The sequence below is a fragment of the Streptomyces sp. NPDC104371 genome (assembly GCF_055583785.1).
Genome location: NZ_JBVJNF010000001.1, coordinates 1,185,555 through 1,208,152 on the forward strand (window position 1 = coordinate 1,185,555; position 22,598 = coordinate 1,208,152).

The following is a 22,598-nucleotide window of genomic DNA, read 5'->3' on the forward strand; positions in this document are numbered from 1 at the left end:
TCGTACCGCACGGGCCTTTCCCCCGCCGAGCCTGCCATCGCCCTGTCTGACGGTGGAGTCGCACGGCGCGGGCGACCGGACGTCCGTCCTGGTCGCGGGTGAACTCGACATCGGCACGGAACAGACACTGCGGGACGCCCTGCACGACGCCCTGCGGGTCTCGGCCAGCGGTGTCGACCTCGATCTCGCCGGAGTGGACTTCTGCGACTGTTCCGGCCTCAACGCTCTGCTGTTCGTACGCCGCCGGGCGCTGCGGGACGCCAAGACGCTCGCGCTCACGGCGACCGGTCCGGCGGTCGGCAGGCTGCTCTCGCTGACCGGTACGCGCTCCCTGTTCGATCTGGCCGGCGGCGCGGGCGACAGCGCGCCCAGGCTCCCCATGCGGGGACACCACTGTGTTCCCCGTATCCCCCCGGCCCCCGCGCAGGTCTCCGCGCCGGAGGACACGCGGGCCGACGAGCCCGAGCGGGATCTGCGGATCGAGCTGGTCCAGCTCAGGCGCGCCATGCAGACGCGGCCGGTGATCGACCTGGCACGCGGCGTCCTGATGGCCTCCTTCACGCTGAGCGCCCGGGAGGCCTGGAGCGTGCTGGTCACCGTCTCCCAGAAGACCAACACCAAGCTGCACCGGGTCGCGCAGGAGCTGGTGGACGCGGTGGCGGGCGAGGCCCCGCCGGAGCGCGTGAGCCGGGAACTGGCAGCCGCGGTCATCGGGCTCCAGGACAGCCCGGCCTCGTGGACGGGGGTCGCGGCCCGTCTGACGACGCCCGCATCGTCATCGAGGAGTGAGCCGACATGACCGACCGGAGAAGTGATCGCCAGATGGACGACTCGGGCCACATCAGGGACATGACCGAGGAGACCCTCGGCGCCCAGGAGCAGGCACGGCAGGAACTCCAGCATCAGCAGGAGCAGGAGCGCGGTCACCCGTCCGATGAGACCCCGTCCCCCGAGCAACCCCTGTTCTTCGAGCGGGAGGACGACATATGAGACGGGCCGGGACGGAGAAGAGGGGCGGCCGGAGATCCGGCCGCCCCTCTCACGTCACTCGGTGACTTACGGCTTCGGGGTGGCGTGCGGCGTGCACGTCACGTCGGAGCCGTCCGTCTTGCCGGTCAACAGGTAGGTGTCCACCCGGCTGTTGATGCACGGGTTGACCAGACCGGTCACGCCGTGGGAGCCCGCGTCCTTCTCGATGATCATGCGGGAACCCTTGAACCGCTTGTGCAGTTCGACCGCGCCTTCGAAGGGCGTCGCGGCGTCACGCGTGGACTGCACGATCAGGACCGGCGGCAGACCCTTGCCCGTCTTCACGTTCAACGGGTTCTGCTGCTTGACCGGCCAGGTGGCGCACGGCAGGTTCATCCAGGCGTTGGCCCAGGTCATGAACGGGTAGTCCTTGTGGAGCCGGGTGTTGTCCCGGTTCCAGGTCTGCCAGTTGGTGGGCCACTTGGCGTCGGTGCACTCGACGGCCGTGTAGACCGCGTTCCCGTTCTCGTCCGAGATGTTCCCCGCCGTGTCCGACAGGTCGGGTGCGGCGGCGTCGACGAGGGCCTGCGTGTCACCGGCGACGTACTTGCTGAAGACGGTCGCGACCGGCACCCACGAGGAGTCGTAGTACGGGGCGCTCTGGAAGAAGTTGATCAGCTCGGCGGGGCCGACGAGGCCGCCGAGGGGCTTCTTCTTCGCCGTGGCGCGCAGGTCGAGCCACTTCGCCTCGACCGCCTGCTGCGTGGTGCCGAGGTGGAAGGTGGCGTCGTTGGCCGCGACCCAGTTCTCCCAGTCCTTCCAGCGGCCGTTGAAGGCGACGTCCTGGTCGAGGTTGGCCTGGTACCAGACCTTCTCGCGCGAGGGGTTGACGACGCTGTCGACGACCATGCGGCGGACGTGGCCCGGGAAGAGCGTGCCGTAGACGGCGCCGAGGTACGTACCGTAGGACACGCCGAGGTAGTTGAGCTTCTTCTCGCCCAGCGCGGCACGGATGACGTCCAGGTCGCGCGCGGTGTTGGGCGTGGTCATCTGCTGCAGCATCGCGAGGCCGGTGCGGTCGGCGCAGCCCTCCGCGTACTCACGGGCGAGCTTGCGCTGGGCCAGCTTGTCCGCCTCGGAGTCGGGCACCGGGTCCGCCTTGGGACCGGCCGCGAACTCCTGGGGGTCCGCGCAGGAGATGGGCGCGGAGTGGCCGACGCCGCGCGGGTCGAAGCCGACGAAGTCGTACGCCTTCGCCGCGTTGGCCCAGACCGCGTTCTTGGTGGTGACACGCGTCGGGAAGCGCATGCCGGAACCGCCGGGGCCGCCGGGGTTGTAGACGAGGGCGCCCTGGCGCTCCGCCTTGCTGCCCGTGTTCCCGATGCGGTCGACGGAGAGCTTGATCTTCCGGCCGTCCGGGTGCGCGTAGTCGAGCGGAACGGTGACCCAGCCGCACTGGATGGGCGTCGCCAGCCCCCAGTCGGCCGGGCAGTCCTTCCAGTCGATCCCGGCCTTGGCGGCCCGCTCGGCGGCGATCGCGGCGCCGCGCGCCTCTCGGTCCTGACCCTGGCCCGCGTCCGCGGCGGCCGACGGCGCCAGGGCGCCGGCTATCAGCGTGGCCGTCACGAGCGCCCCCGCGGAGCCGAGCGCGGTCGCTCGCCTCGTCGCTCTGATTCCCCTCAAGAGGGACCTCCCCGCACATCGTTTCGATAGATACGGGGGATCTTGTCTGTTGTCAGGTCAACGGAACAGAGGGGGACCTGGCTTCTTTACCAATCCGATAACCGGTACACGAAGGCGCGTTGAGCGGAACGAGGGTCAAGTCCCCTCTCGCACAACGCTGTTGACATCGGTCTGACGCGCCTTGGAACGGCGCGGACCGGGCGCGGTCACCGTCAGGACGCGCCGGTTCCCCGGTGCTCGGCGGCGATGCCGAAGCGGCGGCGCTCCTGCGGGGCCGGGGCCACCTCGCGGACGCTGGAGACCGAGCTGACCACCTGCTCCTCCGCGGCGTCCAGCTCGGCGAGCCGCTCGAGGTCGGCGGCGGAGACCAGGGCGACGAGAGGCTTGCCGTGCCGCGTGACGACGACACGCTCGTCGCCGTACACGACGCGGTTGATCAGATCGGCAAGTTCAGCCCTGGCTTGCGTCACCGGAATCTCGTAGGCCATACCCCCAGCTTAGACCGAGGCTCTGGCCAGCCCTTCTCCGCGAAAGATCGCGAAAGCTCGACCGCGAGAACGTACGTCCTGTACATTTTTTACAGAGCGATCCGGAGCGATACCGAGCGATCCCGAGGAGGCGCGAGCCATGATCCGACCGTCCGCCCGCCATGTGCTGCCCGAGTTCACCGAGCGCACCGGTTATGGACACCGGACCCTTGATCCGTACGCGAAGCTGCTGGACGAGCGGATCGTGTTCCTGGGGGCGCCGGTCGACGACACCTCGGCGAACGACGTGATGGCGCAGTTCATGCACCTGGAGTACCTGGACCCGGACCGGGACATCTCGCTGTACATCAACTCCCCCGGCGGCTCGTTCAGCGCGATGACCGCGATCTACGACACGATGCGGTACGTGGGGTGCGACGTGGAGACGATCTGTCTCGGTCAGGCCGCGTCGGTCGCGGCCGTCCTGCTCGCCGCGGGCACCCCCGGCAAGCGGCTCGCCCTGCCCGGCGCGCGCGTACTGATCCACCAGCCGTCCCTCGCGGAGCCCGTGCAGGGGCAGGCCAGTGATCTGGCCATCCAGGCCGAGGAACTGCTGCGTACGCGGGGGCAGTTGGAGGAGATGCTCGCGCGGCACACCGGGCAGAGCCGCGAGCGGATCACCGCCGACATCGAGCGCGACAAGATCCTCGACGCGCAGGCGGCGGTCGCGTACGGGCTGGTCGACCATGTCGTACCGAACCGCAGGGCGTCCCGTACGACCGACGCGAGGTGAGCCCCGGTGCTGCCCGAACTTCCCCCGCTGCCCGCGCTGACCCGCGCCGAGGCGGAGCTGATCGACCGATACCTCGACGTGGTCGATCTGCTCGGCCGCATCAACCCCGCACAGGCCGGGCCCACCTACGGAGGGCTGCGCGCCGCCCAGGCCCTGGTGAGCAAGGCGATGGCGCTGCGCGAGGCGCTGACGCTGATGCACGAGCGCGGGGAGAGCGAGCTGCACGCCCCGACGCTCGCGCGGGCCCTGCGGGTGCTCGACGGCGAACGCCGTACGGCCCGTCTCGCGGTACCACCCGAAGCGCACTGACGGCGGGTCAACCCTCCGTGTAGCACGACACGTCCGCGGTGAAACGGACCGATCGGGTTACCCCCGAGCGGTGGAGGCCGTCCTCCGTCCGTGAGCCCGGACGAGCCGCCCGACTCGCCTGTCCGTGAGGCGGCGCGGGGTGCTGCGGTGCAGGTCCGGGCGTCGTACACCCCGTCAGGGTCCCTCCAGCGCAGCAGTGTCCACCCGAACGGGTGGGTGGTGAGGAACGCCACAAAATCACGATTCCATTGTGATTTTCCGACTTCCTTGCGTGAAGATCCCTTCCTGACGACAAGCCCCCGCCACCTCGGCGGGGCGGTCCGGGCGGACGCCGAGTCCTGCCGCCGCCCGGACGACCGGTCGACGGAAGTGGATCGGCAGGAGTGGAGGACCCGGCAAGGCGGGCCACCGGAGCGATCCGGAGGTCCTTGGGGTGAAGCCGCGCGAGCGGCCGGGCTACTTCGCCAGCCCGAATCCGACAGGTCATCCTTCACAGGCGGCTGACGAAGGGTGACGCATGACTGCGCTCAATCGTGTCCCATCGCTGCTGACCCGGGCCGGTACGGCCTCGGCACTCACCATCGCCGCCGTCGGCGGCAGCATCGTGGCCCCCGGGGCCACCGCCCACGCGGCCTCCGGCACGGTGGCGACGAAGGCGCTGCGGATCGCGGCGGCCGAGAAGGGGTCGCCCTACCAGTGGGGCGCCAGCGGACCGCATCGCTTCGACTGCTCCGGGCTCACGCTCTACGCGTACAAGAAGGCGGGCAAGCATCTGCCCCGTACCGCTTCGGCGCAGTACAACAAGACACACCATGTCTCCGGGGCGCACCGCAAGGCGGGCGACCTGGTGTTCTTCCACTCGGGCCGGAACGTCTACCACGTCGGCATCTACGCCGGGAAGGGAAAGATCTGGCACTCCCCGAAGACCGGGGACGTGGTCAAGCTCCAGAAGATCTGGACGAAGAGCGTGTGGTACGGGCGGGTCCGCTGAGCCCGCCCGCGCCGTGTCCCCGGCTACGGGTGTCGGCTCACGGGCGTGCCTCGCCGATCACGCGTACGGCGTGCCCGATCTGTTCGTCCGTGAGGTCCGCGCGGGCGGTCAGACGCAGCCGTGACACGCCGTCGGGCACCGACGGCGGGCGGAAGCAGCCGACGGCGACGCCCGCCGCGCGGCAGTCGGCCGCCCAGGCCACGGCCTGCTGAGGGGAGGGCGCCCGCACCGAGACGACGGCGGCGTCCGGTCGCACCGCCTCGTGGCCCTCGGCCGCGAGGCGGGCGTGCAGGGTCGCCGCCACCGTACGGGCGCGTGCGGCGCGCTCGGGCTCGCGGCGCAGCACGCGCAGCGCCGCGAGGGCCGCGCCGGTGGCGGCCGGGGCGAGCCCGGTGTCGAAGATGAACGTCCGGGCCGTGTTGACGAGATGGTCGATCACCGGCGCCGGGCCGAGCACCGCACCGCCCTGGCTGCCCAGCGCCTTCGACAGCGTCACCGTCACGACGACGTCCGGCGCGCCCGCGAGCCCGGCCGCGTGCGGGGCGCCCCGGCCGCCGGGTCCGAGGACACCGAGGCCGTGGGCGTCGTCGACGACCATTCCGGCTCCGGACTCCTGGCAGACGGCGGCGAGTTGAGCCAGCGGAGCCGCGTCGCCGTCCACCGAGAAGACGGTGTCGGTGACCATGACGGTGGGTCCCCGGTGCGTGAGCAGGGCCTTGTGGGCGGCCTCGGGGTCGGCGTGGGCGACGACCTGGGTGGTGCCGCGCGCGAGGCGGCAGCCGTCGATGAGCGAGGCGTGGTTGCCCGCGTCGGAGACGATCAGGGAGCCGTGCGGGGCGAGCGCGGAGAGCGCCGCGAGGTTGGCCGCGTACCCGGAGGAGAAGACGAGGGCCGCCTCGAAGCCGCAGAACTCGGCCAGTTCGCGCTCCAGTTGAGTGTGTGACTCCGTGGTGCCGGTGACGAGCCGGGAGCCCGTGGCGCCGCCGCCCCACCGTCGGGCCGCCGCCGCGGCGCCCTCGATGACCTCGGGGTGGCGGGCGAGGCCGAGGTAGTCGTTGCTCGCGAGGTCGAGCAGCGGGGAGTCCGCGGCGCGCGGGCGCAGGGCCCGGACCAGCCCGGCCCGGCGGCGCGCCCGCGCCTGCTCCTCGATCCAGCCGAACGCCATGGCACCTCCGGGTGTTTGTGGGCAGTCCACAGACCCTAGCGCCCGGACACACCCCCCAGGATGTGGCAATACCTCACACGTCGAACGGCGTCTGTTGTACGAAGTCTCCTTGGCCCGAGGCATCTCCGTAGGACAGGATCGGCTCTCATGAACCTGCTGAACACGCTGGTGGACAAGGGGCTGCGCGGTGAGGCGCCGACCCGCGAGGAGGCGCTCGCCGTTCTCGCCACGTCCGATGACGACGTACTCGATGTGGTGGCGGCGGCCGGCAAGGTGCGCCGTCACTGGTTCGGACGACGGGTGAAGCTCAGCTATCTCGTCAACCTGAAGTCCGGTCTGTGCCCCGAGGACTGCTCCTACTGCTCCCAGCGGCTCGGCTCGAAGGCGGACATCCTCAAGTACACCTGGCTGGGGCCGGACGACGCCTCGAAGGCCGCGGCGGCCGGTGTCTCGGGCGGGGCCAAGCGGGTCTGTCTGGTGGCGAGCGGCCGGGGGCCCACCGACCGGGACGTGGAGCGGGTCTCCGAGACGATCCGGACGATCAAGGAGCGGAACGAGGGCGTCGAGGTGTGCGCCTGTCTGGGCCTGCTCTCCGACGGCCAGGCCGAGCGGCTGCGCGCCGCGGGCGCGGACGCCTACAACCACAACCTCAACACGTCCGAGGCGACCTACGGCGACATCAGCACCACCCACACCTACGCCGACCGGGTCGACACCGTGCGCAAGGCGCACGCGGCCGGGCTGTCTCCCTGCTCGGGGCTGATCGCGGGCATGGGCGAGAGCGACGAGGACCTGGTGGACGTGGTGTTCGCGCTGCGCGCCCTGGACCCGGACTCGGTCCCGGTCAACTTCCTGATCCCCTTCGAGGGCACGCCGCTCGGGAAGGAGTGGAATCTGACCCCGCAGCGGTGTCTGCGGATCCTGGCGATGGTGCGGTTCGTGTGCCCGGATGTCGAGGTGCGGGTCGCGGGCGGGCGTGAGGTGCACCTGCGGACGCTACAGCCGCTGGCCCTCCATCTCGCCAACTCGATCTTCCTCGGTGACTACCTCACCAGCGAGGGCCAGGCGGGCCACGCCGATCTGGAGATGATCGCGGACGCCGGGTTCGAGGTGGAGGGCATGGATGAGGTGACGCTGCCGGAGCATCGGGCGGCGGGCGGGTGCGAATCGGCCGAAGGTGACGGAAGTTGCGCTTCCGCCGCCGTCCCCGACGCGCAGGCGGGCCAGGCCCGTACGGATCTGGTCGCCGTACGGCGCCGGGGTGCCGGAACGGATCTCGCGCCCAATGCCTGAGCTGCCCCTGGAGGAGCTGCTGGCCCTGGACCGGCGGCATGTCTGGCATCCGTACGGCCCCATGCCCGGACGCCAGGAGCCGCTCGTCGTGGAGTCGGCGAGCGGTGTGCGGCTGCGACTCGCGGACGGCGGCGGGGAGTTGGTCGACGGCATGTCGTCCTGGTGGTCGGCGATCCACGGCTACAACCACCCCGTGCTCAACGACGCCGTGCGCACGCAGATGGAGCGGATGAGCCATGTGATGTTCGGCGGGCTCACGCATGAGCCCGCCGTCCGGCTCGCCAAGCTCCTTGTCGACATGTCCCCCGAGGGGCTCGAGCATGTCTTCCTCGCGGACTCCGGCTCGGTCGCGGTCGAGGTCGCGCTCAAGATGTGTGTGCAGTACTGGCGTTCGCTCGGCCGCCCCGGCAAGCAGCGCCTGCTGACCTGGCGCGGCGGCTATCACGGCGACACCTGGCATCCGATGTCCGTGTGCGATCCCGAGGGCGGGATGCACGAGCTGTGGCGGGGTGTCCTGCCCCGGCAGGTGTTCGCGAAGGAGCCGCCGGCCGCGTACGAGGAGGCGTACGCGGACCATCTGCGCGCGCTGGTCGAACGGCACGCGGACGAACTGGCCGCGGTGGTGGTCGAACCGGTGGTGCAGGGCGCGGGCGGGATGCGGTTCCACTCCCCCGCCTATCTGCGGGTGTTGCGCGAGGTGTGCGACGCGCAGGACGTGCTGCTCGTCTTCGACGAGATCGCCACGGGGTTCGGGCGCACCGGCGCGCTGTTCGCCGCGGATCACGCGGCGGTGACACCGGATGTGATGTGCGTGGGCAAGGCGTTGACCGGTGGGTACCTCACCATGGCCGCGACGCTGTGCACGCCTCGGGTGGCCGAGGGGATCTCCCGGGGCGAGGTGCCGGTGCTCGCGCACGGCCCCACCTTCATGGGCAACCCGCTGGCCGCCGCCGTGTCCTGCGCCTCGCTCGGCCTGCTGCTCGACCAGGACTGGGCCTCGCGGGTCGAGCGGATCGAGAAGGGGCTGCGGGAGGGGCTCGCCGAGGCGGCGGCCCTGCCCGGGGTGCGGGACGTACGGGTCCTCGGCGCGATCGGGGTCGTCCAGCTCGACCACCCGGTGGACATGGCGGCGGCGACGCGGGCCGCGGTGCGCGAGGGCGTGTGGCTGCGGCCGTTCCGCGACCTCGTCTACACGATGCCGCCGTATGTGACCGAGGACGCGGACGTGGCACGGATCGCCCGCGCGGTGTGCGCGGCGGCGCGGGAGGGATGACATGGCGGTACTGGTGATCACGGGGACGGGTACGGAGGTCGGCAAGACGGTCACGACCGCCGCCGTCGCCGCGGTGGCCGTCGCGGCGGGGCGGTCCGTGGCCGTGCTCAAGCCCGCGCAGACGGGTGTGGGGCCGGGCGAGCACGGGGACGCCGAGGAGGCGGCCCGGCTGTCGGGTGCGCTCACCACGGTCGAACTCGCCCGCTATCCCGAGCCGTTGGCGCCCGCGACGGCGGCCCGGCGGGCCGGGATGCCGCCCGTACGGCCGCACGAAGTGGCGCGCGTGGCCGCCGAGTTGGCCACCGCGCACGATCTGGTCCTGGTCGAGGGCGCGGGCGGGCTGCTCGTCCGGTTCGACGAGGAGGGCGGCACGCTGGCGGACGTGGCGCGGCTGCTGGGGGCGCCGGTCGTGGTGGTGGCGGCGGCCGGCCTGGGCACGCTCAACGCGACGGAGCTGACGGCCCGTGAACTCCGTGTTCAAGGGCTGGAGTTGGCGGGTGTCGTCATCGGGAGCTGGCCCCAGGAGGCCGATCTCGCGGCGCGGTGCAACCTCGTGGACCTTCCGGTGGTGGCGGGGGCGCCGTTGCTGGGGGTGCTGCCCGCGGGTGTCGGGGCCCTCGCACCGGCCGACTTCCGCGCGGGGGCGCCTGGTTGGCTGGCGGCGCGGCTGGGCGGGAGCTGGGAGGGGGCGGTGCCGGACGGTGCGGGGCTCGACGTGGGTGCGTACGGGGCGCTGCGGTAACGCCGTTGGCCGGGAAGGGCGAAGACGCGCCCGGACGTCCGGGGGATACCGGGTATGCCCTACAGCGCATTACGCTCGGCCCGAACAGCGACGACGACAACGATGACGACGGGGACGCCGGGTCGTCCATGACCGAGGAGGCGGTCTCATCCGCTGCTGCCAGGCATCACCGAGGCGACCGTGCTGAAGGCGACCCTGCGCGGATTCCTCGCGCACAAGGGGCGGTTGGCCATGTCGGCGCTGGCCGTGATGCTGTCGGTGGCGTTCGTCGCGGGCAGTCTGATCTTCTCGGACACGGTCACCCGGACCTTCGACCGGCTGTTCGCCGCCACGGCGGCCGATGTGACCGTGAGCCCCAAGGAGGACCTGGACGCGCAGGTGCCCGCCGGTGCGGCCGAGGCTGTGCCCGCCGTACTGGCCGCGCGGCTGGCCGAGGTCGACGGTGTCGCGGCCACCCATGTGGACGTCTCCGTCAGCAACATCACGGTCGTCGACCGCGCGAACGAGGCGGTGGGACCGACCACCGGCGCGCCCACGATGGCCAAGAACTGGTACGTCACCGAGCGCAGCCCGGTGCGGCTCACCGCCGGGCACGCACCGCACGGCCCCCGCGAGGCGCTCCTGGACGCGGACACCGCGCGGCACAAGAACGTACGGATCGGCGATCCGCTGACGGTCCTCGCGCGGCCGGGCTCGTTCAAGGTCCGGGTCGTCGGGATCGCCACGTTCACCGCCACCAACCCCGGCGCCGCGCTGGTCTTCCTGGACACCCCGACCGCCCAGACGAAGCTGCTGGGCAGCCCGACGGCGGCCACGGCCATCACGGTGGACGCGGCGGCGGGCGTGGACGACACCGTGCTCAAGCGGCGGATCGTCGCCGCGCTCCACTCCTCGGCCCGTTCCTCGGCCCACTCCTCGGCGTACGAGGTGCGGACCGCGGGTGAGCAGGCCGAGTCCGACACCGAGCGGCTCGGCACGTTCCTCGACGTGATCAAATTCGTGATGTTGGGATTCGCCGGGGTCGCCTTGCTCGTGGGTGTCTTCCTGATCGTCAACACGTTCTCGATGCTCATCGCCCAACGCACCCGGGAACTGGGCCTGTTGCGGGCCCTGGGCGCCGACCGGCGGCAGGTGCGCCGGTCCGTGCTGACGGAGGCGCTGCTGCTCGGGCTGGTCGGCTCGACGCTCGGGCTCGCCGCGGGGGTCGGGCTCGCGGCCGGGCTGATCCGGCTGATGAGCGTGTTCGGGATGAACCTCAGGTCCACCGAGATGGTGTTCGGCTGGGTGACCCCGGTCGCGGCGTACGCCGTCGGGGTCGGCGTGACCTTCGTGGCGGCGTATCTCCCGGCTCGGCGCGCGGCGGCGGTCTCGCCCATGGCGGCGCTCGTGGACGCCGAAGTGGCGGGCGTGGGGCGGCCGTTGAGGGTGCGTGCGGTGGCGGGCGCGATCGTCGGTGTGCTCGGTGCGGCGGCGCTGGTGGGCTGTGCGCGGGCCACGAGGGTCGCCCCGGCCACCGCTCTCCTCTGCGTCGGCGTGGTGCTCACGCTCGTGGCGACGGTGCTCGCGGGACCACTGCTGGTGCGCCCGGTGATCCGGGTGCTGGGCGCGGCCTTCCCCGCGCTGTTCGGCTCGGTCGGGCGGCTGAGTCAGCGCAACGCCCTGCGCAATCCACGGCGTACGGGCGCCACGGCCTCCGCCCTGATGGTCGGGCTCGCCCTGGTGAGCGGGATGTCGGTGGCGAGCACCTCCATGTCCGCCTCCTTCGACCACCAGATCGACAAGACGCTGGGCGCCGACTTCCTGGTGCAGAGCGGCACCTTCCGGCCGTTCCCCCGGGAGATCACCGACCGGGTCCGCGCCACGGACGGCGCCGGGCTCGTCGTCCGCGAGCGGCACGCCCCTGTGGCGGTGCGACTGCCGGACGGTACGCGCGTCGAGACGGTGGCCGGGGCCTACGACCAAAAGCTCGACGACGTCGCCCATCTCACCTACGCCCAGGGCGACACGGCCGCCGCGCTCGCGAACGGCGCCCTCGCCATGGACGTGAAGTTCGCGCAGGCGCACGGCGTACGTCTCGGCAGCACGATCCCCGTACAGTTCCCGGCCGGACGCCGCACCACCCTCACCGTCGCCGCGCTCACCGACCAGGGCGGGGCGGAGGGTTTCGGCGTGCAGGGCGGACTGTTCGTCGGGATGGCGACGTTGGAGAAGTACGTACCGGGCGGTCAGGACTCCGTGGTGTACGTCAACGCGGCGCCCGGAACGCCCAAGGACCGCTTGCGGTCCCACCTGGAGAAGACGCTCGACGCCTATCCCCAGGTCCAGGTCCGCGACCAGGCCGACTACAAGAAGCTCGTGCACGACCAGATCGCCGTCCTGCTCTACCTCGTGTACGCCCTCCTGGGCCTGGCGATCGTCATCGCGGTACTCGGCGTGGTCAACACCCTGGCCCTGTCGGTCGTCGAACGCACCCGTGAGATCGGCCTGTTGCGCGCCATCGGCCTCGCCCGACGCCAACTGCGCCGGATGATCCGCCTGGAGTCGGTGGTGATCGCCGTCTTCGGCGCCCTGCTCGGCCTGGCTCTCGGACTCGTCTGGGGCGTGTGCACCCAACAGGTCCTCGCGCTGAAGGGCATGGAGGCCCTGGCGATCCCGTGGGGCACGATCGTCGCCGTGGTGCTGGGCGCGGCGGTGGTGGGCGTGGCAGCGGCCCTGCTGCCCGCGCTGCGCGCGTCGCGGATGAATGTGCTGGCGGCGATCGCGCACGAGTGATGCGGGGCCCGCGTTCCCGAAGTGCCGCGTTTCGTCAGCCGGTCAGCCGGTCAGGCTCCGGTGCCAGCGGATCTCGCCGTCGTGGTGGATGTCGGTGGGGGTGAGTCCGGCGGCGGTGGCGACCGCCGTCGACGCGTGATGGTCCGGGTGGATGTGGGCGATGACGGTGTGCACCGGCTGTTCGCTCAGCCAGTCGACCAGGCCTTGGGCCGCTTCCGTCGCTATGCCTCTCCCCTGCCATGGGGTGCCCACCACCCAGGCGATCTCGGCGACGGCGTCGTGGCCGACCGGGCTGATGGTCGCCTGGACCGTGCCGGTCAGGCAGGGGGCTTCGGCTTCGCGGAGTCGGATCACCCAGTTCAGCCAGGTGACGGCCGGGTCGGGAGAGCCCGCGGTCAGGCGTTCGTAGCGGGAGCGCAGGGTCTGCGGGGTGTGCGGGGTACCGCCGATGAAGGTGTGGAGGGCCGGGTCGGACAGTACTGCGGCCATCTCCTCGGCGTGTTCGACCTTCAGGGGGAGCAGGTCAAGTCGGCTGGTGCTGATCTCTGTTGGCTTGAGCACGGGCGCGCCTTCTGTGGTTGGCGGTTGATCACTTGAACGTACGCCCTCCCCCGCGTCGGTCGTCTCGATCGTCTCGGTCGGTGAAACGTCGTCGTCAGGGCCGGGTGGCGCGTGCTTCGCTGATGATCATGAGTGAGCTGAAGATCCGTACCGCCGATCTGTCCGACGCCGCCGATGTGCTGGCCTTCTGGAAGAGCGCGGCCGAGGGGACGAGCGTCAGTGACGACGAGGCGGGGGTGACCGGGCTGATCGCCCGTGACCCCGGGGCACTGCTGCTCGCCGAGTCCGGCGGTCTGCTCGTGGGGTCCGTGATCGCCGGGTACGACGGCTGGCGGTGCAGCCTGTACCGGCTGGCGGTGCTCCCCTCGCATCGTCGGCGAGGTGTCGCGACGGCGCTTCTGGACGCCGCCGAGAAGCGGTTCGTGGTCCTCGGCGGCAGGCGTGGGGACGCCATGGTGCTGGAGGTGAACGAGCGCGCCCAGAAGGCCTGGGCAGCCGCCGGGTATCACCGTGAGGACCACTGGCGACGCTGGGTGAAGCCGCTCGCCCGCTGACGCCCTTTGCCCGGCCTTTACGATGAGGGGGCTGGGCCGTTCCACCGGACATCGCGCGGTCGTCCTGTCCCTGGACGATCCTGGGACGGAGGTGACCCGATGACCGAAGTGCTCCTCCTGCTGGTGGCGATCTTGCTGTCGCTGGCCTGCGGTGCCTTCGTCGCGGCCGAGTTCTCGCTCACCACGGTCGAACGCAGCGAGCTGGAGCGCGCCGTGGAGCGCGGTGAGCGCGGCGCGTCGGGCGCCCTGAAGTCCGTACGGAATCTGACCTTCCAGCTCTCCGGCGCGCAGCTCGGGATCACGGTCACCAACCTGGTCGTCGGCATGCTCTCGGAGCCGTCGATCGCCCGGCTGATCGCGGGCCCGCTGACGTCCCTCGGGCTCGCGCGCTCCACCGCCACGTCCGTCGCGCTCGTCCTCGGTACGGGTCTGTCGACCGTCTTCCTGATGGTGGTCGGCGAGCTGGTGCCCAAGAACTGGGCGATCTCCTCGCCGCTGGCCGTGGCCAAGCGGGTGGGCACACCGCAGCGCTGGTTCAGTACCGCGTTCCGTCCGTTCATCCGGCATCTGAACAACACCGCCAACCGGATCGTCCGCCGCCTCGGCATCGAGCCCGCCGAGGAACTGGCCTCCGCGCGCGGGCCCCAGGAGCTGGTGGCGCTCGCCCGGCACTCCGCGAAGGAGGGCGCGCTGGAGGCGGACACCGCCGAACTGTTCGTCCGTACGCTCAACCTCGCCGATCTGACCGCGGAGAACGTGATGACGCCCCGCGTCCAGGTCGTCGCCCTCGACGCGCGGGCGACCTGCGAGGACCTGGCGAACGCGTCGCGCGCGACGGGGCTGTCGCGCTTCCCCGTCTACCGCGGCAGCCTCGACACGGTCGTCGGCACCGCGCACATCAAGGACGTCGTGGCCGTGCCCGCCACGGCACGGCCGCGCCGTTCGGTCGTCCATGTCATGCGCGACCCCCTCTTCGTCCCGGAGTCCCTCACCGTCGACCGGCTCCTGGACCGGCTCTCCGGCAAGCGCACGATGGCCGTCGTCATCGACGAGTACGGCGGCACCGCCGGGGTCGCCACGCTGGAGGACATCGTCGAGGAGGTCGTCGGCGAGGTGCGGGACGAGCACGACCCGCAGGAGACGCCCGACCTGGCCCCGGCGGGCACGGACACGGCGGGCCGGGCGCTGTACTCGGCCGACGGCTCGGCCCGCATGGACCAGCTCGCGCGCGTCGGGCTGCGGGTGCCCGAGGGCCCGTACGAGACCCTGGCCGGCCTCGTCGCCACCGAACTCGGCCGGATCCCCGCCGAGGGCGACACCGTCGAGGTCGTCGGATGGCGCCTCGACGTGGTGGACACCGCCGGGCATCGGGCCGCCCGCGTGCTCCTGCACGCACCGCCGCCCGCCGAGGACGAGGAGGGGTCCCGGTGACCCTCGTCCAGCTCCTGATCGGTCTGGCGACGCTCGTCGCGAACGCGTTCTTCGTCGGCGCCGAGTTCGCGCTGATCTCCGTCCGCCGCAGCCAGATCGAGCCGCACGCGGAGGCGGGTGACCGGCGGGCCCGTCGCACTCTGTGGGGCCTGGAGCACGTCTCGGTGCTGATGGCGGCGGCCCAACTCGGGATCACCCTGTGCACCCTGGTCCTCGGTGTGGTCGCGGAGCCCGCGATCGCGCATCTGCTGGAGCCGGTGTTCCACGCGGTCGGCATCCCGCCGAACGCGGGCCGCGTCGTGTCGTTCGTGATCGCGCTGACCCTCGCGACGTATCTGCACATGCTGCTCGGCGAGATGGTGCCGAAGAACGTCGCGCTCGCGGAGCCGGTACGGCTGGCGCTGCTGCTCGCACCGCCGCTGGTCACCCTCTCCCGGGCACTGCGCCCGGTGATCGCCACCGTGAACGCCCTCGCGAACGGGGCGCTCGCGCTGCTGGGCGTGGAGCCGAAGAGCGCGGTCACGGCCACGTTCTCGGACGACGAGCTGGCACGCCTGGTCAAGGTCTCCGGCGAGGCCGGGCTCATCGACGACCGGGCGCTGGAGCGCCTGCACGACGCGCTGGAGCTGGGCCGTCGGCCCGTGCGCGACGTGGTGGTGCCGCTGGAACGCGTCGTCTACGCGCGCGTGGGCATCACCCCGGAGCAGTTGGAGCGCCTGTCGGCCGAGTCCGGCTTCTCGCGCTTCCCGGTCGTGGAGGAGGGGCGCCGGATCGTCGGCTATCTGCACGTCAAGGACGCGCTGGAGGCCTCGCCGCGGGACGCCCCATTCCGCCTGCGCGATCTGCGCCCCATCGCCCGCGTACGGGAGAGCACCCCCCTGGACGACGTCCTCACGGCGATGCGCGGCAGCCGCACCCACCTGGCGGCGGTCGTGGGCACGGACGAAGCCCTCGCGGGCCTGGTGACGATGGAGGACGTTCTACGGGAACTGTTCGGCCGGCCTGCGTGAGGAGCGGGTGGGCGGGGGCGGTACGGATCACTGGCGGACTCCCAGCCCGTGCCGGACTCCCAGCCCGTGCGGAGGGTGACCGACCGGCGGGTATGTGTGCGGGATACCATCGACGGCGCCATGCAGACGAACCCCACCTACACCAGCCTGGTCGCGGTCGGCGACTCCTTCACCGAGGGCATGTCGGACCGGCTGCCCGATGGTTCCTACCGCGGCTGGGCCGATGTGCTCGCGGGCCGGATGGCCGCGAGCACACCCGGATTCCGGTATGCCAACCTCGCCGTGCGCGGCAAGCTGATCGGGCAGATCGTCGACGAGCAGGTGGGCCTCGCCGCCGCGATGCGCCCCGATGTGATCACGCTGGTCGGCGGGCTCAACGACGCGCTGCGGCCCAAGTGCGACATGGGGCGCGTACGCGGGCTGCTGACGGAGGCCGTCGAGCGGCTGGCCCCGTCGTGCGAGCGGCTCGTCCTGATGCGCAGCCCCGGCCGCCAGGGCCCGGTCCTCGAACGCTTCCGCCCTCGTATGGAGGAGCTGTTCGCCTGTGTCGACGAGCTGTCCGCACGGCACGGCACGCTCGTGGTCGACCTGTACGGCGCCCCGTCACTGTCCGACCCGCGCCTGTGGGACGTGGACCGGCTGCATCTGACGGCCGACGGGCACCGCCGGGTCGCGGAGGCCGTCTGGCAGACGCTCGGCTACGAGGCGCAGGACCCGCAGTGGCGTACGCCCCCGCCCGCGACCGCGCGCCCGCGCTGGATCGCCCGCCGGACCGAGGACGTCCGCTTCACCCGGCAGTATCTGCTGCCGTGGATAGGGCGCAGGCTGACGGGCCGCTCGTCGGGCGACGGCCTCCCGGCCAAGCGCCCTGACCTGCTGCCGTACGAGGGCCCGAGCGGTCTCTCGTAGGTTCCGCCGAACCCGCCCGCGGCGCTGGCCTGCACGAATCGCCAGTAGAATCCGTTGACGTGACTGCTGCGCCCGCAAAGCCCCGTATCCCGAACGTCCTCGCCGGACGGTACGCCTCCGCCGAGCTCGCCACGCTCTGGTCCCCCGAGCAGAAGGTGAGGCTGGAGCGGCAGCTCTGGCTCGCCGTGCTGCGCGCCCAGAAGGACCTGGGCATCGAGGTGCCGGACACGGCGATCGCCGACTACGAGCGCGTCCTCGACCAGGTCGACCTCGCCTCGATCGCCGAGCGCGAGAAGGTCACCCGGCACGATGTGAAGGCGCGGATCGAGGAGTTCAACGCGCTCGCCGGGCATGAGCACGTGCACAAGGGCATGACCTCCCGGGACCTGACGGAGAACGTCGAGCAGTTGCAGATCCGGCTCTCGCTGGAGCTAATGCGCGACCGCACGGTGGCCGTACTGGCCCGCCTGGCCCGGCTCGCGGGCGAGTACGCGGAGCTGGTCATGGCCGGCCGCTCCCACAACGTGGCCGCGCAGGCCACCACCCTCGGCAAGCGCTTCGCCACCGCCACCGACGAACTGCTCGTCGCGTACGCCCGGATCGAGGAGCTGCTGGGCCGCTACCCGCTGCGCGGCATCAAGGGCCCGGTCGGCACGGCGCAGGACATGCTGGACCTGCTCGGCGGCGACGCGGGCAAGCTCGCCGAGCTGGAGCGGCGGATCGCCGGGCACCTGGGCTTCTCGCAGGCGTTCACCTCGGTCGGCCAGGTCTACCCGCGCTCGCTCGACTACGAGGTCGTCACCGCGCTGGTGCAGTTGGCCGCCGCGCCCTCCTCGCTGGCGAAGACGGTCCGGCTGATGGCCGGGCACGAGCTGGTCACCGAGGGCTTCAAGCCGGGCCAGGTCGGCTCCTCCGCGATGCCGCACAAGATGAACACCCGCTCCTGCGAGCGCGTCAACGGCCTGATGGTCATCCTGCGCGGGTACGCCTCGATGACCGGCGAGCTGGCGGGCGACCAGTGGAACGAGGGCGACGTGTCCTGTTCGGTGGTGCGCCGGGTGGCGCTGCCGGACGCGTTCTTCGCGCTGGACGGTCTGCTGGAGACGTTCCTGACGGTGCTCGACGAGTTCGGTGCCTTCCCCGCCGTCGTCGCCCGTGAGCTGGACCGCTATCTGCCGTTCCTCGCCACGACCAAGGTGCTCATGGGCGCCGTGCGCGCCGGGGTCGGCCGCGAGGTCGCGCACGAGGCGATCAAGGAGAACGCCGTCGCCACCGCGCTCGCGATGCGCGAACAGGGCGCGGAGCGCAACGACCTGCTCGACAAGCTGGCCGCCGACGAACGACTGCCGCTGGACCGCGAGGAGTTGGCGGCGCTGATGGCCGACAAGCTGTCCTTCACGGGCGCCGCGGCCGACCAGGTCGCGACGGTCGTCGGCCGGGTCGAGGAGATCCTGAAGCAGCACCCCGAGGCGGCCGGCTACACACCGGGGGCGATCCTCTGACCCGGTTCACCCGGGAGGAGTTGGAGGCCGCCCGCGACCGTCCGGTGCCGGACGTGGTCGCGGACGGCCTCACCGTCCTGTTCTGCGGTATCAACCCGAGCCTCATGACGGCCGCGACGGGCCATCACTTCGCCCGCCCCGGCAACCGCTTCTGGCCCGTGCTGCATCTGTCCGGGTTCACCCCCCGGCGGTTCGAGCCGTCCGAGCAGGGCGAGTTGCTCGCGCACGGGCTCGGGATCACCAACGTCGTGGCGCGGGCGACCGCGCGGGCCGACGAGTTGAGCGCCGAGGAGTACCGGGAGGGCGGGCGGCTCCTCGGCGCGAAGGTGGAGCGGCTGCGGCCCCGCTGGCTGGCCGTGGTCGGCGTCACCGCGTACCGGGCGGCCTTCGGCGACCGCAAGGCCGCCATCGGCCCCCAGGAGCGGACGATCGGCGCCACCCGGACCTGGGTCCTGCCCAACCCCAGTGGGCTGAACGCCCATTGGACGGCGGCCACCATGGCGGAGGAGTACGCCCGACTGCGGCTGGCCGCACAGGAGTAGTACCCCGGCAGGCACACGCCGGGCGCGGCCGGCCGTCAGGCGTCCCTGCGCTGGAGCGTCCAGGCGCCCGCCACCAGGGCCGCCGCCGCCCACAGCGCGGAGACCGCGAGGCCGGTCCAGGGGCCCAGGGAGCCGTCCCACGTGCTGTGCAGAGCGATCTGACCGGCGCGGTCGGGCAGGAAGTCGGCGACGCCGCCGGACATGTCACCCACGACGAACGACACGATCAGCAGGAACGGGATCAGGATCGACAGGGTCGCGACACCGCTGCGCAGCACGGCGGCGACCCCCGCCGCGAACAGCGCCATCAGCGTGAGTTGCAGCCCGCAGCCGAGGGCGCCGCGCAGCGCCTGGCCCCAACTCGGGCCGGAGTCACCGAAGGCCGCCTTGCCGACCACGGCCGTCGCCATTCCCGTGAGCAGTCCGACGGCGAGCGCGGGCAGCGCGATGGATGTGGCCTTGGCGGCGAACCAGCGCAGCCGGTCCGGCGTGGCCGCCAGGGTCAGCCGCAGCGCGCCGCCCTGGAACTCCCCCGCCACGGCCGTCGCGCCGAAGGCGATGGCGGCGATCTCCCCGAAGTTGAAGCCGAAGAAGATCTGGAACAACTGGTCCGGGTCGCTGTCGTCGGGGGAGGACGAGACGAGCGCGGAGAACGCGACGGTGGTGAGCAGGATCGCGGCCAGGGAGCCCACGAGCGAACGCAGGGTCCAGATCTTGATCAGTTCGGCGCGCAGAGCCGGGGTGAACGACATGGTCAGGCCTCCTGAGGCTGGGCGGTGAACTCGGCTGCGTCGGCGGTCAGATCGAGGTAGGCCTGCTCCAAGGTGCCTTCCTCGGCGGCCAGTTCCAGTACGGGCACGCCCGCGTCGGCGAGCATGCGGCCGAGGTCCTCGGCGCGCGCCTGCCGTACGCTCCACGCGCCGTCCTCGTGCCGGGTGGCGTCGTGGCCGTGCCGGACGAGCAGCTCGCCGAGCGCGTCGGCGTCGGTGCTGCGGACCCTGACCTCGGGCTGGACGCGCGCCCGGATGAACTCCTGCACGGGGGTGTCCGCGAGGAGGCGGCCCCGGCCGAGGATCACCAGATGGTCGGCGAACGAGGCGGTCTCGTTCATGAGATGGCTGGAGACCAGCACGGTACGGCCCTCGGCGGCGAGGTCCTGGAACAGCGTGCGGATCCAGATGATGCCCTCGGGGTCGAGGCCGTTGGAGGGCTCGTCCAGGAGGATCACCTCGGGGTCGCCGAGCAGGGCCGCGGCGATGCCGAGCCGCTGGCGCATGCCGAGGGAGTAGGTCTTCACCCGGCGCCGGGCCACCTCGGCGAGGCCGGTCTGTTCCAGCACCGCGTCGACCCGCCCGACGGGGATGCGGTTGCTCGCGGCGAGGGCCCGCAGATGGTCACGGGCGGTGCGGGAGCCGTGCGCGGCGCCTGCGTCCAGCAGGGCGCCCACCCGGCGCAGCGGCTCGTGGAGTCGGGCGTAGGCCCGGCCGCCGATGGTGGCGGTGCCCGAGGTGGGCCGGTCCAGGCCGAGGAGGAGCCGCATGGTGGTGGACTTGCCCGCGCCGTTGGGGCCGAGGAAGCCGGTGACGCGGCCGGGGCGGACGCTGAAGGTCAGCTCGTCCACCGCCCGCCGGGAGCCGTACTCCTTGGTGAGGTCTCGTACGTCGATGTCGGTCATGGCTTCAGCCTGTCGGTTCGCGGCAGCCCGCGACTCCCCCGCGGGTGGAGATCGTCTCCCCCCTGCGGGGGAGGTCCGCCGCCGGGCCGACCTGCGACGATCTCCTCATGGTTCGCTCTCTGCGCCCGCTCGTGCTCGGGACGACGTACACGCGGTTGCTGCATCTGCTGGTGCCCATGCTGGTGGAGAGCGTGTGGCTCTTCATCGATCTGTCGCGCCCCTGGGTGCCCGCCCTGGTGCTCGCCCCGGTGGGGCTGCTGCCCGCCGTCCGCATGGGCGAGGGGGTGCAGGCGCGGCTGCTGCTGACGCCCGGTGTGCCGGACTCCGGCATCTCCGTGGAGTCGGCCACGAGTTGGCGGGACCGGCTGCGTACGGTGGTGTGGCTGGAGCTGCGCTGGGTGCTCGGCTGGGTGGTCTGCGCCGCCTCGGTTTGGCTGCTGCTCCTGACGGTCGAACTGGCGCGCTGCGCCTGGGGAATCACGCCGTCGGACGTCCCGCTGCTGGACCAGCTCCCGCCGTCCCGTGCCTGGGCCCTGCTGTCGCCGCTTCCGCTGCTCGCCCTGTACGGCGCGGTCGTCGGCCTGGGCGCGCTGGTCACGGCCTGCGCGCGCAGGCTGCTCGGGCCGTCCGCCGCCGAGCGGCTGGCCGCCCTGGAGGAGCGCACCGAGCAGTTGCTCGAACGCACGCGTATCGCACGGGAGTTGCACGACTCGATCGGGCACGCCCTGACGGTGGCGGTGGTGCAGGCCGGAGCGGCGCGCGCGGCGGGCGATCCGGAGTTCACCGATCGGGCGCTGGGCGCCATCGAGGAGACCGGCCGGGCCGCGCTCGCGGATCTGGAGCGGGTGCTGGGCGTGCTCCGCGAGAGCGAGCGTCCGGCGAGCGCGCGGCCCACGCTGGCGGACGCGGACCGGCTCCTGGAGTCGGCGCGGGCCTCGGGGGCGACGGTGGACGCGGAAGTGACCGGTCGGCTCACGGCGTTGCCGGGGCCGGTCTCGCGCGAGGGCTATCGCATCCTCCAGGAGTCGCTGACGAACGTGCTGCGGCACGCGGGCGCCGTCCCCGTGCGGGTCCGCGTCGCGGTCGCGGACGACCGGCTCCTCCTCCAGGTGCGCAACGCGCTGCCGACCCCGTTCTGCGAGCCCGTACGGGACAGCGGCCTGCGGGGCATACGGGAACGGGCGGCGCTGCTCGGCGGCAGCGCGGTGACCGGCCCGGAGAAGGGGGACTGGCAGGTGCGGGTGGAGCTGCCGTTGAGTTGATCTAGGCTGGGCAAATGCCGATCACCGTCCTGCTTGTCGACGATGAACCTCTGGTCCGTACGGGGCTTCGGGCCGTGCTGGGGTCACAGCCCGACATCGAGGTGGTGGGCGAGGCGGCGGACGGGGCGGCGGTCATCCCGCTGGTGCGTCAACTGCGGCCCGACGTCGTCGCGATGGACGTACGGATGCCGCTGCTGGACGGGATCGAGGCCACGCGCGCGGTGCTGCGTACGGTGGCCGATCCGCCGAAGATCCTCGTGGTGACCACCTTCGAGGAGGACGAGTACGTGTACGAGGCGCTGCGCGCGGGCGCCGACGGGTTCCTCCTCAAGCGGGCCCGCCCCGCCGAGATCGTGAACGCGGTCCGCACGGTCGCCGAGGGCGAGTCGCTGCTGTTCCCCTCCTCCATACGGCAGCTCGCCGCCCGCTTCGGCGACCGCGGCGGCAACCGGCCCGCGCGCGCCGTACTGGAGCGGGCCAAGCTGACCGAGCGGGAGGCGGAGGTGCTGCGGCTCATGGCGCGCGGGCTCGCCAACGCGGAGATCGCCGCCCGTCTCGTGGTGGGCACCGAGACGGTCAAGTCCCATGTCAGCGCGGTCCTGGCCAAGCTCGGCGCGCGCGACCGCACCCAGGCGGTGATCGCCGCGTACGAGTCGGGGTTCGTCGCGCCGGGCTGATCCGGTGGGACCGGCCCT

At 72.1% G+C, this 22,598-nt stretch carries 23 protein-coding genes; 17 read left to right on the top strand and 6 right to left on the bottom strand.

Features of this window, described 5'->3' with window-relative positions; translation table 11 throughout:
* Positions 1 to 52: 52 nt before the first annotated feature.
* A complete protein-coding gene (locus ACZ60T_RS05305) occupies positions 53 to 799 on the top strand; it encodes an ANTAR domain-containing protein (RefSeq protein WP_469664552.1) in 747 nt (248 codons plus the stop codon).
* The gene (locus tag ACZ60T_RS05310; RefSeq protein WP_469664553.1) at positions 796 to 990 is read left to right on the top strand and encodes a hypothetical protein; all 195 of its coding nucleotides are present in this window, start codon (positions 796 to 798) and stop codon (positions 988 to 990) included. Before ACZ60T_RS05305 ends, ACZ60T_RS05310 begins: the two co-directional genes overlap by 4 nt.
* Before the next feature lie 66 nt (positions 991 to 1,056).
* On the opposite strand, the gene ACZ60T_RS05315 is transcribed toward ACZ60T_RS05310, so the two are convergent.
* Entirely contained in the window at positions 1,057 to 2,652 is a 1,596-nt protein-coding gene (locus tag ACZ60T_RS05315) for an alpha/beta hydrolase (protein WP_365629660.1), read from the bottom strand.
* Between the two features lie 212 nt (positions 2,653 to 2,864).
* Positions 2,865 to 3,140, bottom strand: coding sequence for a type II toxin-antitoxin system Phd/YefM family antitoxin (locus tag ACZ60T_RS05320; protein ID WP_365629663.1), 276 nt, complete (start codon positions 3,138 to 3,140; stop codon positions 2,865 to 2,867).
* Positions 3,141 to 3,279: 139 nt separating this feature from the next.
* Here ACZ60T_RS05320 and ACZ60T_RS05325 point away from each other — a divergent pair, with 139 nt between their 5' ends.
* From ACZ60T_RS05325 to ACZ60T_RS05335, 3 genes are all read left to right on the top strand, one after another.
* A complete protein-coding gene (locus ACZ60T_RS05325) occupies positions 3,280 to 3,912 on the top strand; it encodes an ATP-dependent Clp protease proteolytic subunit (RefSeq protein WP_469664555.1) in 633 nt (210 codons plus the stop codon).
* 6 nt (positions 3,913 to 3,918) lie between these two features.
* A complete protein-coding gene (locus ACZ60T_RS05330; RefSeq protein WP_365629669.1) occupies positions 3,919 to 4,221 on the top strand; it encodes a hypothetical protein in 303 nt (100 codons plus the stop codon).
* A gap of 517 nt (positions 4,222 to 4,738) precedes the next feature.
* Positions 4,739 to 5,212, top strand: coding sequence for a C40 family peptidase (locus ACZ60T_RS05335; protein WP_365629672.1), 474 nt, complete (start codon positions 4,739 to 4,741; stop codon positions 5,210 to 5,212).
* 37 nt (positions 5,213 to 5,249) lie between these two features.
* Here the strand turns inward: ACZ60T_RS05335 and ACZ60T_RS05340 are convergent, their stop codons facing one another.
* Entirely contained in the window at positions 5,250 to 6,377 is a 1,128-nt protein-coding gene (locus ACZ60T_RS05340) for an 8-amino-7-oxononanoate synthase (RefSeq protein WP_469664558.1), read from the bottom strand.
* 147 nt (positions 6,378 to 6,524) lie between these two features.
* Between ACZ60T_RS05340 and bioB the strand changes: the two genes are divergently transcribed.
* The 4 genes from bioB (at position 6,525) to ACZ60T_RS05360 (ending at position 12,457) form a co-directional block, all read left to right on the top strand.
* On the top strand, positions 6,525 to 7,670 hold the full coding sequence (gene bioB / locus ACZ60T_RS05345; RefSeq protein ID WP_469664560.1) for a biotin synthase BioB: 1,146 nt from the start codon (positions 6,525 to 6,527) through the stop codon (positions 7,668 to 7,670).
* Positions 7,663 to 8,943 (top strand): adenosylmethionine--8-amino-7-oxononanoate transaminase, encoded by a 1,281-nt coding sequence (locus ACZ60T_RS05350; protein WP_469664562.1) that lies wholly within the window; start codon positions 7,663 to 7,665, stop codon positions 8,941 to 8,943. Before bioB ends, ACZ60T_RS05350 begins: the two co-directional genes overlap by 8 nt.
* A 1-nt stretch (position 8,944) precedes the next feature.
* Positions 8,945 to 9,685 (top strand): dethiobiotin synthase, encoded by a 741-nt coding sequence (gene bioD, locus ACZ60T_RS05355; protein ID WP_469664564.1) that lies wholly within the window; start codon positions 8,945 to 8,947, stop codon positions 9,683 to 9,685.
* Between the two features lie 180 nt (positions 9,686 to 9,865).
* Entirely contained in the window at positions 9,866 to 12,457 is a 2,592-nt protein-coding gene (locus ACZ60T_RS05360) for an ABC transporter permease (protein ID WP_469664566.1), read from the top strand.
* 42 nt (positions 12,458 to 12,499) lie between these two features.
* Here the strand turns inward: ACZ60T_RS05360 and ACZ60T_RS05365 are convergent, their stop codons facing one another.
* Entirely contained in the window at positions 12,500 to 13,018 is a 519-nt protein-coding gene (locus ACZ60T_RS05365; protein WP_469664568.1) for a GNAT family N-acetyltransferase, read from the bottom strand.
* 128 nt (positions 13,019 to 13,146) lie between these two features.
* Between ACZ60T_RS05365 and ACZ60T_RS05370 the strand changes: the two genes are divergently transcribed.
* From ACZ60T_RS05370 to mug, 6 genes are all read left to right on the top strand, one after another.
* Entirely contained in the window at positions 13,147 to 13,572 is a 426-nt protein-coding gene (locus ACZ60T_RS05370; protein WP_469664570.1) for a GNAT family N-acetyltransferase, read from the top strand.
* Between the two features lie 99 nt (positions 13,573 to 13,671).
* Positions 13,672 to 15,003 carry a hemolysin family protein gene (locus tag ACZ60T_RS05375; RefSeq protein ID WP_469664572.1) on the top strand — a complete coding sequence of 444 codons (1,332 nt, stop codon included), beginning with the start codon at positions 13,672 to 13,674 and terminating at the stop codon, positions 15,001 to 15,003.
* Positions 15,000 to 16,013, top strand: a complete 1,014-nt coding sequence (locus ACZ60T_RS05380; protein ID WP_469664574.1) for a hemolysin family protein — start codon at positions 15,000 to 15,002, stop codon at positions 16,011 to 16,013. Before ACZ60T_RS05375 ends, ACZ60T_RS05380 begins: the two co-directional genes overlap by 4 nt.
* Before the next feature lie 120 nt (positions 16,014 to 16,133).
* Entirely contained in the window at positions 16,134 to 16,922 is a 789-nt protein-coding gene (locus ACZ60T_RS05385; RefSeq protein WP_469664576.1) for an SGNH/GDSL hydrolase family protein, read from the top strand.
* Between the two features lie 59 nt (positions 16,923 to 16,981).
* Positions 16,982 to 18,424 (top strand): adenylosuccinate lyase, encoded by a 1,443-nt coding sequence (gene purB / locus ACZ60T_RS05390; RefSeq protein WP_469664578.1) that lies wholly within the window; start codon positions 16,982 to 16,984, stop codon positions 18,422 to 18,424.
* Complete coding sequence (gene mug, locus ACZ60T_RS05395; RefSeq protein ID WP_469664774.1) at positions 18,421 to 18,966, top strand: G/U mismatch-specific DNA glycosylase; 546 nt, start codon at positions 18,421 to 18,423, stop codon at positions 18,964 to 18,966. The genes purB and mug overlap by 4 nt, the downstream gene beginning before the upstream one ends.
* A gap of 35 nt (positions 18,967 to 19,001) precedes the next feature.
* On the opposite strand, the gene ACZ60T_RS05400 is transcribed toward mug, so the two are convergent.
* Positions 19,002 to 19,718 (bottom strand): ABC transporter permease, encoded by a 717-nt coding sequence (locus ACZ60T_RS05400; protein WP_469664580.1) that lies wholly within the window; start codon positions 19,716 to 19,718, stop codon positions 19,002 to 19,004.
* 2 nt (positions 19,719 to 19,720) lie between these two features.
* On the bottom strand, positions 19,721 to 20,641 hold the full coding sequence (locus ACZ60T_RS05405) for an ABC transporter ATP-binding protein (RefSeq protein WP_365629711.1): 921 nt from the start codon (positions 20,639 to 20,641) through the stop codon (positions 19,721 to 19,723).
* 107 nt (positions 20,642 to 20,748) lie between these two features.
* Between ACZ60T_RS05405 and ACZ60T_RS05410 the strand changes: the two genes are divergently transcribed.
* Entirely contained in the window at positions 20,749 to 21,903 is a 1,155-nt protein-coding gene (locus ACZ60T_RS05410; RefSeq protein ID WP_469664582.1) for a sensor histidine kinase, read from the top strand.
* Positions 21,904 to 21,917: 14 nt separating this feature from the next.
* A complete protein-coding gene (locus ACZ60T_RS05415; protein WP_365629717.1) occupies positions 21,918 to 22,580 on the top strand; it encodes a response regulator transcription factor in 663 nt (220 codons plus the stop codon).
* Positions 22,581 to 22,598: the final 18 nt, after the last annotated feature.

Bases quoted from the DNA above. Each gene is read 5' to 3' on its own strand.
- ACZ60T_RS05310 (WP_469664553.1), top strand. From the start codon at position 796: ATGACCGACCGGAGAAGTGATCGCCAGATGGACGACTCGGGCCACATC.
- ACZ60T_RS05320 (WP_365629663.1), bottom strand. From the start codon at position 3,140: ATGGCCTACGAGATTCCGGTGACGCAAGCCAGGGCTGAACTTGCCGAT.
- ACZ60T_RS05325 (WP_469664555.1), top strand. From the start codon at position 3,280: ATGATCCGACCGTCCGCCCGCCATGTGCTGCCCGAGTTCACCGAGCGC.
- ACZ60T_RS05335 (WP_365629672.1), top strand. From the start codon at position 4,739: ATGACTGCGCTCAATCGTGTCCCATCGCTGCTGACCCGGGCCGGTACG.
- ACZ60T_RS05340 (WP_469664558.1), bottom strand. From the start codon at position 6,377: ATGGCGTTCGGCTGGATCGAGGAGCAGGCGCGGGCGCGCCGCCGGGCC.
- bioB (WP_469664560.1), top strand. From the start codon at position 6,525: ATGAACCTGCTGAACACGCTGGTGGACAAGGGGCTGCGCGGTGAGGCG.
- ACZ60T_RS05350 (WP_469664562.1), top strand. From the start codon at position 7,663: ATGCCTGAGCTGCCCCTGGAGGAGCTGCTGGCCCTGGACCGGCGGCAT.
- bioD (WP_469664564.1), top strand. From the start codon at position 8,945: ATGGCGGTACTGGTGATCACGGGGACGGGTACGGAGGTCGGCAAGACG.
- ACZ60T_RS05370 (WP_469664570.1), top strand. From the start codon at position 13,147: ATGAGTGAGCTGAAGATCCGTACCGCCGATCTGTCCGACGCCGCCGAT.
- ACZ60T_RS05375 (WP_469664572.1), top strand. From the start codon at position 13,672: ATGACCGAAGTGCTCCTCCTGCTGGTGGCGATCTTGCTGTCGCTGGCC.
- ACZ60T_RS05385 (WP_469664576.1), top strand. From the start codon at position 16,134: ATGCAGACGAACCCCACCTACACCAGCCTGGTCGCGGTCGGCGACTCC.
- ACZ60T_RS05400 (WP_469664580.1), bottom strand. From the start codon at position 19,718: ATGTCGTTCACCCCGGCTCTGCGCGCCGAACTGATCAAGATCTGGACC.
- ACZ60T_RS05405 (WP_365629711.1), bottom strand. From the start codon at position 20,641: ATGACCGACATCGACGTACGAGACCTCACCAAGGAGTACGGCTCCCGG.
- ACZ60T_RS05410 (WP_469664582.1), top strand. From the start codon at position 20,749: ATGGTTCGCTCTCTGCGCCCGCTCGTGCTCGGGACGACGTACACGCGG.
- ACZ60T_RS05415 (WP_365629717.1), top strand. From the start codon at position 21,918: ATGCCGATCACCGTCCTGCTTGTCGACGATGAACCTCTGGTCCGTACG.